We start from the raw sequence: 17,147 nt of genomic DNA, 5'->3' as shown, positions 1-17,147 counted from the left end.
CTGTTTTTTTTACTGGCAGTTAGTTTTAAGTTAGAAATGTATAGTTCTATTGTTTAACTCGTAGGTTTTCTTTTATATATAGTCGCACTTGAAATCAGAGAATTCTGCTTGAGCTCCTTCGCCATAGGCATATAAACCAATAACTACGCCAGTAAACCCGCCGGCTACCTCGGAGGATAGGTATTTCGTATGTGCGCGACCTAATTCAATCTCCTCGCCCTGGGTATCCAAGCTAAAGGTATAACGATCATTGGTTGCCCGGATCTTCAATGTGGCGTGATTACGGCTTCCGAGATCCACTTCGTTTTCAACTGATTTGATATCTCCAATATTAAGGCGCTCGATTACCTTGTAACCTTCAGCGTCTTTCCTTATAGCCAGATCATAATGATGGTGCTCATCCATATACAGGGTGATGCCTGCCTCTCCATCTGTAAGATTAACATCACAAGAAATATTGGCATTGAAGTCCTTTTGCCGTATACCGATGAAGGTTGGAGTGCCCGGTTGATCGAGTGAGACGTCTGTTCCTTTAAGCGTTAGCTTGTTGGATTGCAGCATATAATTCTCTGTATGAGGATGTCTGAAATAACACCAATCCTTGTCCCATTCCGTGTTGTCAAAAGTAAAGGACTTCTTCTCCACCTGAACGACAGATTCGGATATCCGGTCTGTTTCAAAAGTTAATAGAGTCGTTCCATGGTGACCTGCTGTAAACCAGCCGTCTTCATCAAATGTTACAGGTGCTACAAAAACTTCGCGGCCCAGATGGTGAAACGTCTGCCATTGTCCGATCTGCCGGAATCCCAAGTGGAAGAGCCACCAATTTCCCTCAACATCCTGAACCAGATCGCCATGCCCAACACCTTGCAGCTCATAACCGCCCAGGTTACGGTTAGTTAACACCGGATTGTGAGGATAGGCTTCGAAAGGACCGGAGACAGCGGATCCGCGTGCATACGTTTCCATGTGACCGTATTCGGTGCCTCCTTCAGCAGCCAGCAGATAATAAAGACCGTTGATCTTATACATATGAGGACTTTCCAGGTAACGTCCACCAGTACCTTGCCATATGGTCTGGCTCGGCGTAAGCTTTTTGCCGGTTTCAATCTCAATCTCACATTGAACGATCCCCGAGACAGCAAAATCGTCAGAACCGTTACTCATAAAGTACGCTTTTTGGTCTTCGAAATACAAGTCCGGATCGATTCCGCCCTGGTCCACGAATATGGGCTCAGACCACTCGCCATAGATATCGTCTGTCCACACATAGAAGTTCTGGCGGGTCGTATCATTCGTGGTCGTCATGTAGAATCGCCCGTTATGATGCCGAAGGGTAGGAGCAAATACGCCTCCTGAACTGTTTACATGTGCAAGCTGTACCTGACTCGTTTTGGTTAGACAATGACCAATCTGTTCCCAGTTAATCAGATCTTTGCTCTCGAAAATGGGTACTCCGGGGAAGTATTGAAATGAACTGCATATCAGATAATACGTATCGTCTACTCTGCATACGCTCGGATCTGGATAGAACCCTTTGATGACGGGATTGTTAAACTGCATTCGTTCTTTCACCTCGATGATAAATTCATAAAAATAAGAATTCTAATAATAGGAAGCTACTGAAATTAAACACCAACCCACTGTCTATTTCAATAGAAGGGACTTGTAATTTCAATTTATATTCTTTAAATTTATATAAATGTGATTTCACTGAGTGATCAGGAGAGTGAAAAAATGATTAAATCGAATGGGGAGTCCCGGTTTATGCCTTTATACGATGCGCTGGCTAGTGAAGTACGCTGGCGGATTATGGAGTTGATAGCCAATCAGGAGATGAGCGTTAAGGATATTGCTGCACAGATCAAACTTAGCCCTTCCATTGTCACAATGCATATTCGAAAATTGGAACAAGCCGAATTAATCGGAAGCCGCAGAGTCCGGCGTAATGGAGGAACACACAAAATGTGTTTTCTCAAACAAAAAAAGATTGAAATTGAGCTGCCCGCAGCCAGCAGAGTTACCAACATGAGGGAACAGACCATTTCGGTTGGTCATTATACTGCGTTTGATATTCATCCGACTTGTGGTCTGGGTACAAGGGAAAAGGAAATCGGGGTATGGGACGATCCGCGCTACTTCCTGGATCCTGAACGGGTCCAAGCTTCCATCCTGTGGTTCGGGAGAGGTTATGTGGAGTATAAGACGCCTAACTATCTATATCCCAATCCCGGTGCGGATGCTGTGGAAATTTCCATGGAGATCGCTTCTGAAGCACCAGGTCTAAGAGATGATTGGCCATCAGATATTACCTTCACCTTTAATGGCATTAAGCTTGGAACCTGGACCAGTCCGGCGGATTTCGGCAGGGCGGCACGAGGCAAATACACACCGGAATGGTGGCATCGCAACGTGAATCAATATGGATTATTAAAGACGATTCGAGTGGATGCTTCGGGGACAACGATAGATGGAGACTGGATGTCAGACGTGACGCTGTATGATGTGAAGCTGGGTGAACCGTTCTGGACACTCAGGTTTGCGGTTGAAGAACAAGCGGATCATGTCGGGGGATTGACGTTGTACGGAGCCGGTTTCGGTAACCATGATCAGGACATTGTGATCCGAGTATATGTCGATGACAAACCAAATTATGGTTAACATATCCGTTCTATTTATGCTATAATACAAAACAAATAAGGCTTGTTACTGATTTTAATCAGGCAATACCTGTGTATATGTATGCTCAACGTTTCTTTGAGTGTGCATATATATGGGTTTTTTTGCGTTTACATACGGTAATACATTAACAATTACAGGAATTACATCACTGATGTGACGTCGTTTACAGAGCAATTATTAGCTATTAATAAAATTAAATATATACCATTAATTAAATTATTTACTAGATATACCGATATATAGTTTTGTTCATAATTTAAACAAGAGAGGGAGATCCATTTGAACGAAAAGAAGAAAAAGAAAAAAGGGTCATTATTCACGAGACTAGCATCTGTTTTACGTTTGATGAGTACCAGACTCATAGCCGCTTTCCTAACGGTTCTTATCATTCCAACAGCACTTATCGGATATTTCTCTTATCACAGTGCACAAGAACAGGTTCAAAAAAGCATGACCGATCCGATGAATACGATACTAACCATGGCAGGGCAGCATATTAATAATCTGGTAGGGACAAAAGCAGAACTATTAAGTTATATAGATGGGTTGTTAAGTGCTGATGCCAGTCAGGTGAACATTGAAGCAGTGCAAGCAGAATTAAACCAGTTAGCAGATACATATCCTGATATTCTCGCAATTACTGTAGGTAACGATCAGGGCAGCTTTATTACATCTCCAGAGATCGGAGAGACAACATATGATCCACGCAGTACGGAATGGTACACCCATGGTAAAAATAATAACGGATCGGTCTATTTTTCTAACATTATGAAAGACTCCGATTCCGGGGAGATTTATGTGGAGATATCCCAGGCTCTCTCAAGTGAACAAGGCGTAGCAAGCATAAAACTTGATCTGGCACCATTAGCAGAAGAGATCTCCTACGTGGATGTTGGGGGGAACGGAAGTTTAATTGTAGTGGACTCCAATCGAACCATCGCCGCCTGGGCTGGTGCTATTGTTGAAGGTGGTGGAGGAGAGCTTGGCGGGGCGCTTATTGACGGGATACCTGTCCATCCGAATACAGCATCTAGTCCTGATGAACCCATGGCATTCTCCCAATTTGTCCGAACGGACCTGGAATATGATTTGGAGGTATACAACGGCGTTAATGCGTTAACAGGCTGGAATGTCATCGCTTTGATGGGGCATGAAGATTTCATTGCAGCAGCGAAACCAATATTGGTCACTAGTCTTACCGTAATTATCATTTCTACATTGCTGGCTGGAATGATCATTTTCTTTATTTTGAGATCCTTCATGGTTCCTATGCAAAAATTACGAACGGCAACCCGTCGTGTTCGAGAAGGAAATTTGACAGAACGGGTTGATCTTAGGAATAAAGATGAATTCGGCATATTGGCCAATGACTTTGACCAAATGACCATATCATTACAATCTGTCGTGACAGAACTTAATCAGACATCGTCGCTTCTAAACCATACCTCGCAAATGATACAGGAAAGCACCGAACAAACGAACGCTTCTGTTCAGCATGTTGCTGAAACGATCCAGCAGACCGCTGAAAGGGCAGTCGCCGGTGCAGAAAGTTCTGAACAAACAGCGAACGCAGTGGAAGAGATGGCCAGAGGGATTGGTACCATAGCTGAATCTGCCAGTGCCATTGTAGATTCGGCTGAGGAGACAGAGCGTGCTGTCGCGAACGGTGGGAAAACCATCAACCAGGTTGGCGACCAAATGGAGCACATCCTAGTGGCCGTCCAGGAAACCTCAGCATTGATTAACGAGCTGTCTAATCTATCAGCAGAAGCCAACAGAATGAACGAGGCGATTGCGGATATCTCTCGCCAAACGAATCTTCTATCACTTAATGCATCAATTGAAGCGGCGAGAGCAGGAGAACATGGTAAAGGTTTTGCTGTCGTTGCAGGTGAAGTACGCATGCTGTCCTTGCAATCCAAACAAAGTGCGGAAGAAATTGGCGCAACCATCAGCAAAATGTTTGACTTGATCGAGAAATCCACTTCATTAATGAATGATAACGTTCGAAATCAAGTTGGCGAAGGGATGCGGATTAGCCGGGAGGCTTCTGCAACCATATCGAACATTGAACAATATACGGCTCATATTGTGGACCAAATTCAGGATGTATCTGCTGTATCAGAGCAGCTGGCAGCAAGTACGGAGCAAGTCTCTGCTTCGGTGGCAGAAATGGCCAATATCTCCAAAGTGTCTGCTGACAGTGCCCAGACCACTTCGGCAGCAGCCCAAGAGCAAATGGCGGCCATGGAGGAGATTGCTGCATCATCCGTGCAATTATCCAAAACGGCTGAAAATATGCAAAACTTGGTCCGTCGATTCACGCTCTAGGTTAAATATAAGTTTAGGTTTGAATGACAAAGGCGCTCCTTATCAGGAGCGTCTTATTGCATGTTATCTTAGTAGCCGTGATGGTGTGTTAAGGGTTGACTAGATCAGGGAGATATCTCTTTTATAAATGGGAGGCAGTATCCCCGAACATATCTTTTTGATTTCGCTTGCGAAAGCTTCGCGGCGATTCACCGACCGTTTTGGTAAAAAGAATGGTGAAGTAATTGGGGTTATCATACCCAACCAGCTTGGAAATCTCCCATATTTTCTTCTTGGTCGAGACTAATAGCCGGGTTGCTTCACCCATTCGTCGTTGGATCAAGTAATGATAGGGGGAGGTGCCGTAGCGATTTTTATACATATGAATGAGGTAATAAAAATCGATATGAAACTGTTCAGCGAGTTCCTTCAGTTTAATGTTTTGCCGGTAGTTGGTATCCAGATAGTCCTTAATACTCTCAGCAAGGGTGTTGCTCCGTATAATCTGTCCAGAAGACTGTTGAAGGCCGGACATACGTTCGATGATCAGTAGTACGGCTTTCAACACATGCTGGGAGATGCGCTCGTATCCATCCTCACGAATGGAGAATTCACTGAATAAGGTCTGCATTAACGAATGCAGCTCTTCCGAATACCGGTTTGCGCGAATGATTGGTTCACTACCTGGAGGTACGACCCAATCGGCGTCGCTCTGAATATCCTCTCTGAAACGAAAGCCACAATAAAAGGTGGATAACGGATATTCCGGATCAGACTTTTCTTCGTGAAGTGTTCCTCTATTGTATATGAGCAGGTCTCCCTTTTGGGCCCAGTGCTTCGCACCATCAATGGTGAATGATCCTTTGCCTTCATTAACATAAATAATCTCGTGCAGATCGTCATGCTTATGCGTCGGAAAACTCCACTGGGGATTGCCGGCCAGCTTCCCGACATAAATAATGATACAATCCTGATCTTCATATCGTTGGCCTTGTTCGTGGCGTGTATCCATCTATGTCTTCCCTTCGAGGTTCTATGATGAAAAATGACAACATACATCATGTTTTGAATCAAATCCACAACAACCTTGATTGTCGTCTGACACGTCTGACAGTACAATTTCACTATCCAATATGTACTATATATCGAAATCGAAGGGATGGGAAAGCAGAAAATACATAGCGTAAGAGCTGTCTTAAGAATTGAAGCGCTTGCAACATTAGAAAGGATTAGTGAAATTAAATTGATGACCAGAACTAGAGAAAATCTACTTATTTTAACGCTTACGCTCGTCAGCTTTGTACTCGGAACAACCGAGTATGTCATTGTGGGTGTGTTGAAAGAAATTGAGAGTTATATGAAAGTATCTCTCGCTGCTGCAGGTGCCCTAGTGTCCGGATTCGCTATTGCTTATGCCGTGGGGACACCATTCGCCGTGGCATCCTTGGCCAAAATATCCAGAAGAAGCTCCATCTTAATTGGATTCGCCATTGTGCTTGTGTTGAATGTATTAACCGTGTTCTCAACAACGTTCCCTTCCTTGATGGCTATTCGCATCGTTTCGGCCGTTGCTTGCGGACTTACGATATCGCTTTCGATCTCTATCGCAAACGACGCCGTTCATCGGGAGCGGAGAGGGGAAGCTATCGCTTGGATTTTGGGCGGGTTTTCCATCGCGAATGTTCTAGGTGTGCCGCTTGGTACTTTTATTGGACAGCATCTGTCCTGGTCCATGACATTCGTAGTTACTGCTTGCATCGGTGTCGTGCCGTTTGTATTCATGTTCCGAATCCTACCACGTCGCACGACTACCGTTACTGGTTCATTTGGTGATCAGATGGCTCTCTTTATGAAGCCTCGCATTTTGTTAGCCTGCCTAATCCCCGTGCTGGGCAACAGCTGTATCTTCGTCACTTTCACTTATATTACACCGCTCCTTAGCGAGTCTATGGGGGTGCCCGTACGTTGGATTAGCGCTATACTCCTGATCTATGGGGCATGCAGTATTCTGAGCAATTGGATCGGTGCCAAAATAGCAAAGGGTGATTTTCTACCCAAACTTAAGTGGCTTTTCGTCATTCAAGCGGTTATTTTCCTCGGACTGAGTTTCGCTGTATCCAATCTCTGGCTTGGTTTGACGTTCCTGCTTCTGATCGGCTGTTTGTCTTCGTCCATGAGTGCAGCATCTCAGTTATATCTGTTTGATGTATCTGGAACGATTGCACCGGAATCCAAAGCTTTTGCATCCACACTGCTGCCTGTGGCGGCCAATGTGGGCATTGCTCTCGGTTCTGGGGTCGGTGGACTTGCCGTTAACCTTGGCGGTGTGGCATGGGTGCCGCCGGTAGCCGTGGTATTAGCTTTGCTGGCCTTTGCAATTACAAGAATATGCCAGCGTGCCATTCAATTGAATGCGGATGAAGCGACCACTTCAAACGCTGCGTAGATCCACGAGTACCAAATAAGACCAGGTAATGGGCGTACCATTTACCTGGTCTTTTTATTTATAATGGACCAAAGATTGCTTGAATTAACCTTTTCCGTTTTTACTTTTCGGAATAATGTATAGTTCTCCGTCGTCACCATATTCTGCATAGGCGATATCCTTTATATTGTCATAGCCTTGCTTCTGAATTTCTACCCTGACCATCTCCATATCGATATTTTTACCTTTCATGGACTTCTTAAGCAGCTCTCCTTTATCAATTACGGTTACCGCAAAACGATCAGGTGATGTTTCCATACCCATATCTTCTGCGGTAGGTGGTTCGTACTCGGGCTTGCGAAGCACGGATAACGATCCATCCGTTTCGAGGATGGCGTATTTCACTTCCTGAATAGAAAATACATTCTGTTTACGAAGCATGGAAAGCAGCTGCTTAAATTCAATATCGTATTTTTTTAACAAGCCTTGATTGACTTCACCATTATCAATTAAGAGCACGACTCGTCCTTCCGCGACATATCCGAACTTCACAAATCTTGTTGTGGCTTTCTCGAAAAGGTAGGAGAGTGCAGTCCAGAGTGCTAATGCGAATAATAGATGAGATACCTTGATCTCATCATCATACAGCGTATTTCCCACAATCTCACTGAGCACCAACGAGGATAGGAAATCGAGCGGTGTAAGTTGGCTTAGCGTTTTTCTGCCGGTAATAAAGGCGATGGCCCACAGGCCGAAAAAGCTAATGACTAGTTTGATGCTTAACTCCAAGAACATGCCTATCCCTCCCAAGTTCGGAATCTTGATTAATCATTACCCGGGATATTCTATAAATAACATATTGGATTGTTTACCAGTGAAACTAAATCTGTATAAGGTGTGCAGGATTAAGATAGGCAAAGGGTAGGAAAATGCAATAATTTGGTGAGTTTGTATATCAGGAGAAATGATAAAATGAATGAAAAGATTTACGTTTTCTCACATAGCGATTAACATGAAAATGACCCCATTAGGAGGTAAACCAATGAAGAAGCCCATGATCGGAGTCCTGCCGCTGTATGATTCCAACAAAAAAAGTTACTGGATGCTTCCAGATTATATGGACGCAATCGAGAGTGCAGGCGGAATTCCAGTGATGCTGCCGATGACAACGAATCTCGAAATAGTTGCAACTTTGGCGAATAAGTTTGATGGGTTCTTGTTCACGGGCGGACATGACATTAATCCGGAGCTTTATCATGAAAATGCAGAGGATACCTGCGGGGAGTTATGTATGGAACGCGATATGATGGAGTCCTTGCTATTTCAGAAAGTAATCGAACTTGATAAGCCCGCCTTCGGCATATGCCGGGGATTACAGCTGTTTAACGTGATACTGGGTGGATCTTTGTATCAGGATATTCCTACACAGCTTCAAGTAAGCAATACCGTTAATCATAAGCAAAGCCCACCCTATACGAATCTGGTACACGATGTACATATTGAAAAAGGTAATTTGCTGCATGACATTATTCAAGCAGATACGATGAAAGTGAACAGTTACCATCATCAAGGAATTAAGACGCTCTCGGATAAGTTACAAGCAGCTGCAGTCGCTGAGGATGGAATTGTTGAATCTGTGGTTATGCCCAACCAAAAATTTGTACTGGCAGTGCAATGGCATCCGGAATACAGCTACGCAGTAGATTCATCTAGCCAAAAGTTATTTTCAGCCTTTGTTCGTTCTTGTACATTCGTTGGCTATGATATCAATATCGACGAGATAACAGCATAAAAATAGTAAAAGCAGTCGATCCGTGCGATCGGCTGCTTTTATATTTTATAGGGATACCCAGGTATATACATTATGGAAGGTGCTGATTCATGATTATAGATAAATATGTAAAAAATGTATGATACAATAAAACAAGCGCCTTGAACTTTGATCTTTATCCAGATTGGAGGTGAAAAATTTGCGAATAAGACATTACATAATTCTCTTCTTGTTTGTACTAACAGGCTGTTCAGCAGAAAGCGCAGAGGCTATTAAACCTGACCAATCGATAACTGACAGCATCAAATTAACTCCGGTGGATCTGGCTCAAGGAGAAACGGCAAAATTGATACCTTTCCTCGGCACCATGTCTGGTGCATTTAAGTTAAGATACGAGGGAGTGAAACCGAGCGCTAATTTGGATATGGATATATGGGAGAATGGAGTGAAGGTAGATTCTGCGGGATCTCTAGGGGACCTGTTCTTCAGTCCGGAAGGGCAGGAGAATAAGAGTAATGAAATTGAAGTCATTATATCAATCGATACGGTAAGAACAGAAGAAGACAAAGAAGTATGCATTGTTAAAATCAGTACAGGGTCAGGCTTAGCTACGTTTACGCTTCCTTGGAATTCGGAGTTGAAAGGACGAGGATTGATTCAAAACACCGAAACTTTAACCTTTACACCAAATCATCCAGTTCATACGTTTGCTATGCACGCAACAAGTTCAAACCAGGTATTCGCAGGAGACTTCTCAGAGGAAAGTTTAAGCAAAACCGAATGGGCTCTTGTGTTCACTTTGCGCTTTGACGAATAGAAGACTGTGAAAAGGTAGCGTTTGAATATAAATTATTTTAACAAATTAAAGTTCATTTCGGACATGAAGCAGCTGCAGTGGCAGTTGCTTCATGTTTTTATTCAAATTTATATGAACTTCCTAATCAAGTGCTAATCTAATCAATGTTTTCGATAAGCCAATTACCTTCTTTGTTCTTTGTGAAGAAATACGTTATGGCTTGCTGCTTGAATGATTTGTTTGGTTAATTTCATTCATCGATTCTCTATCGGATGCTGTACAAGCAGATTGAAGCAAGAGCCAGTCATCACAACAGATAAAATGCCATAATAACGTCTATTCATTAGAGAGAGCCTCCAATTTCTAATTTTTTCGAACAATCAACTATTTCAATGAATGAACTAAATTCATGGCAAAAGGTTTGAAACCACGAAGTAAAGGTTTAAATTTATCCCTAATTACAATATTTAAACATATGAAAAATTCACAATAGAAAAAGCTTTCTACGTACTTTGATTCTACCTTCCTAAGTGTTCATATCTACTCACCCTCGTTGTTTAAAAAAATTCACGATCCTTAAGAAAAACACAAGCACTTTTTCTGAGAAGTTGAATGATTCGCAGTTGAATCCTCTGAAATTAATGTGGAAAAAAATCAGCTATCATCTATGTAGTAATAATGAATTAATCATGTGATAAGAGTTAAGCTTTGTATAGCCATACATTAGAAAAAGAAAGAACCCCTTGGTTGTACTCAACCAAAAGGTTCTAAATGAGGCTCCTTCGATGTCATCGATACAAGCTGCGCTGCGGTTCTACAGAATTCAACAGATCATACTCCATTTTCATTCCATCAAGGAAGGTTAACAATTCTTCGTTGAATTTCTCCGGTTCATCGAATAGCATGGCATGACCACTATCTTCAAATCTCACGATGCGGGAACCCGCAATGCTCTGTGAGGTTAGTTCTCCCAACTCAGGCTCAACAATTTTGTCTTTTTGTCCGTGGAACACAACCGTTGGGATTTGTATTGCAGCCAGGTCTTCACGAAGATCCTCATCTCGTAATGAAGCCGCAGCTTTAATCGTACCATGATGTGATGCCTGATAACAGAGCGATTCCAGCCACACCAGCATACCCGGATTTGATTTTGTTTTGGTAAATTTCAAACCGAATTTGTTGAGCATGGCAGGTCTGTTCTCATAGGTAGCATGTATTAACTGCGCTGTTACTTCGTCAGGCTCCATCCCATACTCCATACCAGACCGGCGGGTAAAAACGGGAGTAGCTGCTCCTGCCAGAAGAAGTCTCTTAATACCGTGGCCGTTATGACGTGACATATACCGAGATGCTAGTTTTGATCACTATTAAACGCATGTCTGTTTGGGCAAACCATAAAGTAACATCTTCATGAATGTTAATGAGCAGCAAATAAATGAAATTGTGATCAGGGCGATTAATCTATAAATGGCTTGAAAAGACAAGGGAATAAGCGAAAACGAAATATGAGAACGATTGGTAAAAATAATTCTTTACTGATCGTTCTCATTCTGTTAGGATGATTTTACAGGAAAAAACCTATGAGCATCTGTAGAATATTCTTTAAATCGTTATAAACACATTACAATTGGTGAAGGGGGGAACCTGAGATGGCGAGAAGCAAAGAATTTGAGGAAAATGAAGTTTTAGATAAAGCCATGAAGCTGTTCTGGGAGCAGGGATATGAGAAAACGTCAATGAGTGATCTCGTTGAGCACATGGGTATTCATCGCAGAAGCATTTATGATACGTTCACCGATAAACGTACCTTGTTCTTCAAAGCAATGGAACGGTTCGGTAATCGTACCGATGCCAAAATGTCAGCAGGCGTCAAGCAAGCCAAAACAGCCAAGGAAGCTCTTCATTTTATCTTTGATTATATGAGCAGCACTGAAGAGGGCGAGCCATCTGGATGCATGTTTGTCAATTCTGCAGTGGAAATGGCTTGCCGGGATGAAGCTGTAGATGCCAAAGCGGTTGGGGCCTTTGAAAAAATGGAGCATCTTCTTGTGGAGATCGTCACCTGGGGGCAAGAAAATGGGGAGTTCTCAAGCCAGTATGGCGCGCAAGAATTAGCGGAGTACTTGCATAATGCTTTAATCGGGATCAGGGTAATGGCCCGGACATCAGTGCCTAAGGAAAAGCTAGAGCGTATTTCCACAATGAGCATGCTTTTGTTAGAAAAATAAGATGAAGTGGTGTCGTCTTGACGTGATATTTAGAATGGTCATACTCAATAAAAGCAATGGCGGATAGTTAAGTGCAGGAGCCAGCTCCTGCCTTAACCAAATACAGAGCATTCTTGTGCACCGTTTTTAGAACGATCATTCTCATATAAAAATTAAGGAGTGTTTAATTCTGTTTACAATTCGGGATATTGCAAAACCAATGGAGGCGCTCGCCAACTACGTCGGTGCCCATTATCTGCCGCCAGTTGCTATCCATAACACCAATCATATCACGGATGAGCAGATCGCCATTAGCCAAGAGGCTTACGTGGATCATCTAAGAAGTGTAAAACATGTGCAAACATCAGGTTTGATCACCATTAACAAATAATCATAAAATCTGAGGAGGAACAAAAAATGACAAACAATAAAATTGCATTGATAACTGGAGCAAATAAAGGAATTGGGTATGAGGTTGCAAGACAGCTCGGGGAATTAGGCATTACGGTTTTGGTAGCCGCACGCAATCAAGCAATAGCTGATGAAACAGCAAACCAACTAAGCAAGAAAGGCATCGAAGCCGTGGGTGTGGAGCTGAATGTGACAAACCCGGAGCATATTGCGAAGGTAACCAGATGGATTAGTGACACGTATGGTCGATTGGATATCCTGGTCAATAATGCAGGGGTGTGGGCTGAAAAAGAGGATTACGAAGGCGATGCACTGCGTGATACGTTTGAGGTCAATACATTCGGTCCTTATCATCTCACAGAATCATTAATGCCTCTGCTTCTGAAAAGTGAGGCTGGTCGAATTGTTAATCAGAGCAGTGCTCTCGGTTCCATACAATTTCTGCTGACCAATGAGCTTGCGCAGCGGATTGCCACACCTGCATATTCTGCATCCAAGGCAGCATTAAACATGCTGACAGCATATTGGGCTCAAAAAGCGCAAGTAACGAATCTTAAAGTGAATTCCGTACATCCCGGTTTGGTTAAAACACAAATGGGCGGTGAAAAGGCAGAGCTATCCCCAGAGGAAGGTGCCAAAACGGCTGTGCGTCTGGCTACCTTGTCTGAAGACGGTCCAACAGGCAGCTTCTACTATATGGATAGTCAGCTTCCTTGGTAACTCATTAAAGCCGCATATTGCGGCTTTTTTTGTTGATGGATGTTAGATGAAGAAGCAACAAACGTTTTAATCCAAACGTCTAATATAGGAGGTAGCTGTGTTGTGAGGAGGAATATAATTGAGAAAATCGGTCATAGGTGTGACGCTACTCGTTCTTCTATGTACTCTTAATGGATGCCAAGTATTCTCGACAAGTGAAGTTGGGGATTACATCCTTCAGAAGGAAGAAGATCGAATTCTTGTAGCGGAAAATATATCTAGAGAAGATGCGAATCAACCTTTTGGCGATCTTAGAGAAAAAAAGGTCACCCTAATCCATTATTTTGTTGAAGATTCTGAGCTCCTTGAGCAGCTAGAAGTAGGGGACAAAGTTAAAATTACTCCCAAAGTGAATGAAGAGGGGTTCTATCATGTCAGACAATCTGATCCACCTCAGATTATAGCGGGCAAGATTGAGAGAGAAGAATGAACCATAATCTTCAATGAATCCTAAAGTAAATAAGTACAAAGAAAAGGGAGAACAATATAAATGGGTAAAGGTGTAAAGTTTCAATAACTTTAGTAACTATACTAATGTCTGTTGATAATCTTGATTCCATAAATAACTTATTGTATCTGGGAATGCAGAAAGGACTTGCAATTCTTGCGAAAATGGTTCGTGACCTTATAAAAATGTTCTTTCCTCAGTGAAAAAGATGATCACTCATATGTTACTGTTACATTGTGCAAACTACAAGTAAGCATCGGAGCAGAAGTGAAACCATAATGAATGTCATGAACCAGCTCGGAAAGCTAAACGGAAAAGCTATATCTGATTAAAGGAATGTCTGGACCAGAATGAGGAAAAAAGTTTTTTTGAGTTATCCCTTGATTTTTTTAAAAGTGTTTGTTATTGTTTAACCTGTGATTTTGGAAAGCAGTTATATCAATTGGAACGAGCACTTTCCAGCAGATAATTTTTGACCACTTCCATGAGGGAGTCAAGGCCATACGGACAGCCGGGTCAAACGCCGATTGGCAACTTATGTTGCCTTATTGATTGAGTTAAAAGCTCAAATTTTATAAGTTGGTTACTTTACAACCAGTGCAATTGCACATCAACTTGTGAAACGGTCAATAAGAGTGGTAAAGGCGAATTATTTGCTATATAGACTCTGATCTGATATTGATATACATGAGGGAGCTTTCCACCAGAGGAGTTCTTTGAACTTTTTTGGTTATGGAGACTTTACGTTTTTTCACGATGTATATCGACAAGCAAGTGTGATGATGCGCGGGTTGCGGCATTTATTCACCTTGCTTTTTTTGTTGTCAGGAATTGACGGAAGTTGAACAATGAGAAGACCTTGAAACGGACATTTGAATCAAAAACCAAAAAAATCTACATATGGGATAGGAGAATGTAAAAATGGGAAAAGCACTAATCATCGGCGCCGGCGGCGTGGCTTCTGTGGCAGTACACAAATGCGTTCAAAATAGCGAAGTTTTTGAGGAAATCTGTATTGCGAGTCGTACCAAATCCAAATGTGATGATCTCAAAGCGAAGCTGGACGGTGGCAAAACAAAAATCACTACAGCACAAGTGGACGCGGATAATGTAGACGAATTGATTGCTTTGATCAACGAAGTTAAACCGGATATCGTTATGAACCTGGCTTTGCCTTATCAAGATCTGACGATCATGGATGCGTGCCTTGCAACCAAAACGCACTACATGGATACAGCTAACTATGAGCCAGAAGATACTGCAAAATTCGAATACAGCTGGCAATGGGATTACAAAGAGCGTTTTGAAAAAGCAGGAATCACTGCACTGCTGGGCAGCGGTTTTGACCCAGGCGTAACTGGGGTATTCTCTGCCTATGCCCTGAAGCACTACTTTGACGAAATCGAGTACATCGACATCCTGGACTGCAACGGCGGCGATCACGGCTATCCGTTCGCAACCAACTTTAACCCGGAAATCAACATCCGCGAAGTTTCGGCAAACGGAAGATACTGGGAAAATGGTGAATGGATCGAAACTAAACCGATGGAAATCAAACGTGTCTACGACTTCAAAGAAGTTGGCGAAAAAGACATGTACCTGTTGTACCATGAAGAGCTGGAATCTTTGGCGAAAAACATTCCTGGCTTGAAACGGATTCGTTTCTTCATGACATTTGGCCAAAGCTACCTGACTCACCTGAAAGCACTTGAGAATGTGGGCATGACTTCCATCGAACCTATCGAATTCGAAGGCAAACAAATCATCCCGCTGCAGTTCCTGAAGGCGGTACTGCCTGACCCGGCATCCCTTGGACCACGTACTGTGGGCAAAACGAACATCGGCTGCATTTTCAAAGGCAAAAAAGACGGCAAGGACAAAACGTACTACGTTTACAACATCTGTGATCACCAAGAGTGCTACAAAGAGGTTGGTTCCCAAGCTATCTCGTATACAACAGGCGTTCCAGCAATGATCGGCGCAGCTATGGTTATGACAGGCAAATGGAATAAACCAGGCGTATACAACGTGGAAGAGTTCAACCCGGATCCGTTCATGGAAGAGCTGAACAAATGGGGACTTCCATGGGTAGAAGACTTCAACCCGGTTCTTGTTGACGAACTGCCAGAAGAAGTGAAAGAATCGGAGCTCGTTCGTTAAGATGCGGTTTGAGCAATTACCGACACCATGCTTTGTTGTTGATGAGGCGCTTATTGAGAAAAATGTGAAGATCCTTAACGGTGTCATGCAGCGTACAGGTGCCAAAATCGTGCTGGCTCAAAAGGCATTTTCCATGACAGCGATGTATCCACTAATCGGACAATATTTGAGCGGGGCAACGGCAAGCGGGTTATATGAAGCCCGTCTGGGCCACGAGGAAATGGGCAAAGAGAATCATGTATTTGCACCAGCCTACCGTGAAGACGAGATCGATGAGATTATTTCAATCTGCGATCACATTATTTTCAACTCTTTTTCGCAGCTTGCGAAATTTAAGGATAAAGCACTTCAGGCTGGCCGCAAGATTGGCTTGCGTATCAATCCTGAATGTTCGACCCAAGAAGGGCACGAGATTTATGATCCGTGCTCTCCAGGTTCACGTTTCGGTGCCAAACAGGAGGATTTCCGTGCAGAGCTGCTGGAAGGCGTCTCCGGTTTGCATTTCCATACACTATGTCAACAAAATTCCGACGATCTGGAAACGACGCTGAACGCAGTGGAAGAGAAGTTCGGACAATGGCTGCCTCAAATGGAGTGGATTAACTTCGGTGGTGGACACCACATTACACGTGAGGATTATGACATTCCAAGACTGGAAGCATGCATCAAACGCATGCAGGACAAATATGGCCTGGAAGTTTATCTGGAGCCAGGGGAAGCTGTTGCGCTTAACGCGGGTTATCTGGTGACTTCTGTGCTGGATTTCCACAAAAACGGAATGGATATTGCCATTCTGGATACGTCGGCCACTTGTCACATGCCAGACGTACTGGAAATGCCATATCGTCCGCCGCTCGTTGGCTCCGGAGAAGCAGGAGAGAAGCCTCACCTGTACCGTCTTGGCGGTCAAACTTGTTTGTCTGGTGATGTCATTGGAGATTATTCGTTTGATGAGCCTTTGCAAGAAGGCGATCGTCTGGTCTTTGAAGATATGGCGATCTATTCCATGGTCAAAACGAATACATTCAACGGAATGCCATTGCCAGCCATCGCTGTAAAACGCAAAGATGGCGATTGTGAAGTTGTCCGTGAATTCGGATATCAGGATTTCAAAATGAGACTGGCTTAGTTAGCTATTATGTATATCATTAATAATAAAACCGGATTCCACGAATAGG

Annotated in this window: 15 protein-coding genes; 11 read left to right on the top strand and 4 right to left on the bottom strand. The window is 43.1% G+C overall.

Features of this window, described 5'->3' with window-relative positions; genetic code table 11:
* Positions 1–72: 72 nt before the first annotated feature.
* On the bottom strand, positions 73–1,563 hold the full coding sequence (locus ABIC22_RS25090) for a glycoside hydrolase family 43 protein (protein ID WP_354484635.1): 1,491 nt from the start codon (positions 1,561–1,563) through the stop codon (positions 73–75).
* A 174-nt stretch (positions 1,564–1,737) separates the two neighbouring features.
* On the opposite strand from ABIC22_RS25090, the gene ABIC22_RS25085 reads away from it, so the two are divergent.
* On the top strand, positions 1,738–2,661 hold the full coding sequence (locus tag ABIC22_RS25085) for an ArsR/SmtB family transcription factor (protein ID WP_354484633.1): 924 nt from the start codon (positions 1,738–1,740) through the stop codon (positions 2,659–2,661).
* A 300-nt stretch (positions 2,662–2,961) separates the two neighbouring features.
* Positions 2,962–5,013 (top strand): methyl-accepting chemotaxis protein, encoded by a 2,052-nt coding sequence (locus ABIC22_RS25080; protein WP_354484631.1) that lies wholly within the window; start codon positions 2,962–2,964, stop codon positions 5,011–5,013.
* A 121-nt stretch (positions 5,014–5,134) separates the two neighbouring features.
* Here ABIC22_RS25080 and ABIC22_RS25075 read toward each other — a convergent pair whose 3' ends face one another.
* Complete coding sequence (locus ABIC22_RS25075) at positions 5,135–6,004, bottom strand: helix-turn-helix domain-containing protein (protein WP_354484629.1); 870 nt, start codon at positions 6,002–6,004, stop codon at positions 5,135–5,137.
* A 234-nt stretch (positions 6,005–6,238) separates the two neighbouring features.
* Here ABIC22_RS25075 and ABIC22_RS25070 point away from each other — a divergent pair, with 234 nt between their 5' ends.
* Positions 6,239–7,438: an MFS transporter gene (locus ABIC22_RS25070; protein WP_354484627.1), complete on the top strand. Its 1,200-nt coding sequence runs from the start codon at positions 6,239–6,241 to the stop codon at positions 7,436–7,438.
* 84 nt (positions 7,439–7,522) lie between these two features.
* On the opposite strand, the gene ABIC22_RS25065 is transcribed toward ABIC22_RS25070, so the two are convergent.
* Entirely contained in the window at positions 7,523–8,212 is a 690-nt protein-coding gene (locus ABIC22_RS25065) for a DUF421 domain-containing protein (protein ID WP_354484625.1), read from the bottom strand.
* A 247-nt stretch (positions 8,213–8,459) separates the two neighbouring features.
* On the opposite strand from ABIC22_RS25065, the gene ABIC22_RS25060 reads away from it, so the two are divergent.
* Together ABIC22_RS25060 and ABIC22_RS25055 are read left to right on the top strand one after the other, a co-directional pair.
* On the top strand, positions 8,460–9,209 hold the full coding sequence (locus ABIC22_RS25060; protein ID WP_354484623.1) for a gamma-glutamyl-gamma-aminobutyrate hydrolase family protein: 750 nt from the start codon (positions 8,460–8,462) through the stop codon (positions 9,207–9,209).
* A gap of 178 nt (positions 9,210–9,387) precedes the next feature.
* A complete protein-coding gene (locus ABIC22_RS25055) occupies positions 9,388–10,005 on the top strand; it encodes a hypothetical protein (RefSeq protein ID WP_354484622.1) in 618 nt (205 codons plus the stop codon).
* 767 nt (positions 10,006–10,772) lie between these two features.
* On the opposite strand, the gene ABIC22_RS25050 is transcribed toward ABIC22_RS25055, so the two are convergent.
* Positions 10,773–11,324 (bottom strand): alpha/beta fold hydrolase, encoded by a 552-nt coding sequence (locus tag ABIC22_RS25050; RefSeq protein WP_354484620.1) that lies wholly within the window; start codon positions 11,322–11,324, stop codon positions 10,773–10,775.
* 309 nt (positions 11,325–11,633) lie between these two features.
* Here ABIC22_RS25050 and ABIC22_RS25045 point away from each other — a divergent pair, with 309 nt between their 5' ends.
* From ABIC22_RS25045 to nspC, 6 genes are all read left to right on the top strand, one after another.
* On the top strand, positions 11,634–12,212 hold the full coding sequence (locus tag ABIC22_RS25045; protein WP_127535762.1) for a TetR/AcrR family transcriptional regulator: 579 nt from the start codon (positions 11,634–11,636) through the stop codon (positions 12,210–12,212).
* Positions 12,213–12,411: 199 nt separating this feature from the next.
* Entirely contained in the window at positions 12,412–12,582 is a 171-nt protein-coding gene (locus tag ABIC22_RS25040; protein WP_246058048.1) for an NADPH-dependent FMN reductase family protein, read from the top strand.
* A 26-nt stretch (positions 12,583–12,608) separates the two neighbouring features.
* Positions 12,609–13,322, top strand: coding sequence for an SDR family oxidoreductase (locus ABIC22_RS25035; RefSeq protein WP_354484618.1), 714 nt, complete (start codon positions 12,609–12,611; stop codon positions 13,320–13,322).
* Between the two features lie 118 nt (positions 13,323–13,440).
* The gene (locus ABIC22_RS25030; RefSeq protein WP_354484616.1) at positions 13,441–13,791 is read left to right on the top strand and encodes a DUF3221 domain-containing protein; all 351 of its coding nucleotides are present in this window, start codon (positions 13,441–13,443) and stop codon (positions 13,789–13,791) included.
* 939 nt (positions 13,792–14,730) lie between these two features.
* The gene (locus ABIC22_RS25025) at positions 14,731–15,969 is read left to right on the top strand and encodes a saccharopine dehydrogenase family protein (RefSeq protein ID WP_127535759.1); all 1,239 of its coding nucleotides are present in this window, start codon (positions 14,731–14,733) and stop codon (positions 15,967–15,969) included.
* 1 nt (position 15,970) lies between these two features.
* A complete protein-coding gene (gene nspC / locus ABIC22_RS25020; protein ID WP_354484614.1) occupies positions 15,971–17,098 on the top strand; it encodes a carboxynorspermidine decarboxylase in 1,128 nt (375 codons plus the stop codon).
* Positions 17,099–17,147 lie beyond the last annotated feature (49 nt).

The organism is Paenibacillus sp. PvP094 (assembly GCF_040546835.1).
GTDB classification, from domain to species: Bacteria; Bacillota; Bacilli; order Paenibacillales; family Paenibacillaceae; genus Paenibacillus; species Paenibacillus illinoisensis.
This window is presented reverse-complemented; position numbering and strand designations above follow the sequence as displayed.

Bases quoted from the DNA above. Each gene is read 5' to 3' on its own strand.
- ABIC22_RS25090 (WP_354484635.1), bottom strand. From the start codon at position 1,563: ATGCAGTTTAACAATCCCGTCATCAAAGGGTTCTATCCAGATCCGAGC.
- ABIC22_RS25085 (WP_354484633.1), top strand. From the start codon at position 1,738: ATGATTAAATCGAATGGGGAGTCCCGGTTTATGCCTTTATACGATGCG.
- ABIC22_RS25075 (WP_354484629.1), bottom strand. From the start codon at position 6,004: ATGGATACACGCCACGAACAAGGCCAACGATATGAAGATCAGGATTGT.
- ABIC22_RS25070 (WP_354484627.1), top strand. From the start codon at position 6,239: ATGACCAGAACTAGAGAAAATCTACTTATTTTAACGCTTACGCTCGTC.
- ABIC22_RS25065 (WP_354484625.1), bottom strand. From the start codon at position 8,212: ATGTTCTTGGAGTTAAGCATCAAACTAGTCATTAGCTTTTTCGGCCTG.
- ABIC22_RS25060 (WP_354484623.1), top strand. From the start codon at position 8,460: ATGAAGAAGCCCATGATCGGAGTCCTGCCGCTGTATGATTCCAACAAA.
- ABIC22_RS25050 (WP_354484620.1), bottom strand. From the start codon at position 11,324: ATGTCACGTCATAACGGCCACGGTATTAAGAGACTTCTTCTGGCAGGA.
- ABIC22_RS25045 (WP_127535762.1), top strand. From the start codon at position 11,634: ATGGCGAGAAGCAAAGAATTTGAGGAAAATGAAGTTTTAGATAAAGCC.
- ABIC22_RS25040 (WP_246058048.1), top strand. From the start codon at position 12,412: ATGGAGGCGCTCGCCAACTACGTCGGTGCCCATTATCTGCCGCCAGTT.
- ABIC22_RS25035 (WP_354484618.1), top strand. From the start codon at position 12,609: ATGACAAACAATAAAATTGCATTGATAACTGGAGCAAATAAAGGAATT.
- ABIC22_RS25025 (WP_127535759.1), top strand. From the start codon at position 14,731: ATGGGAAAAGCACTAATCATCGGCGCCGGCGGCGTGGCTTCTGTGGCA.
- nspC (WP_354484614.1), top strand. From the start codon at position 15,971: ATGCGGTTTGAGCAATTACCGACACCATGCTTTGTTGTTGATGAGGCG.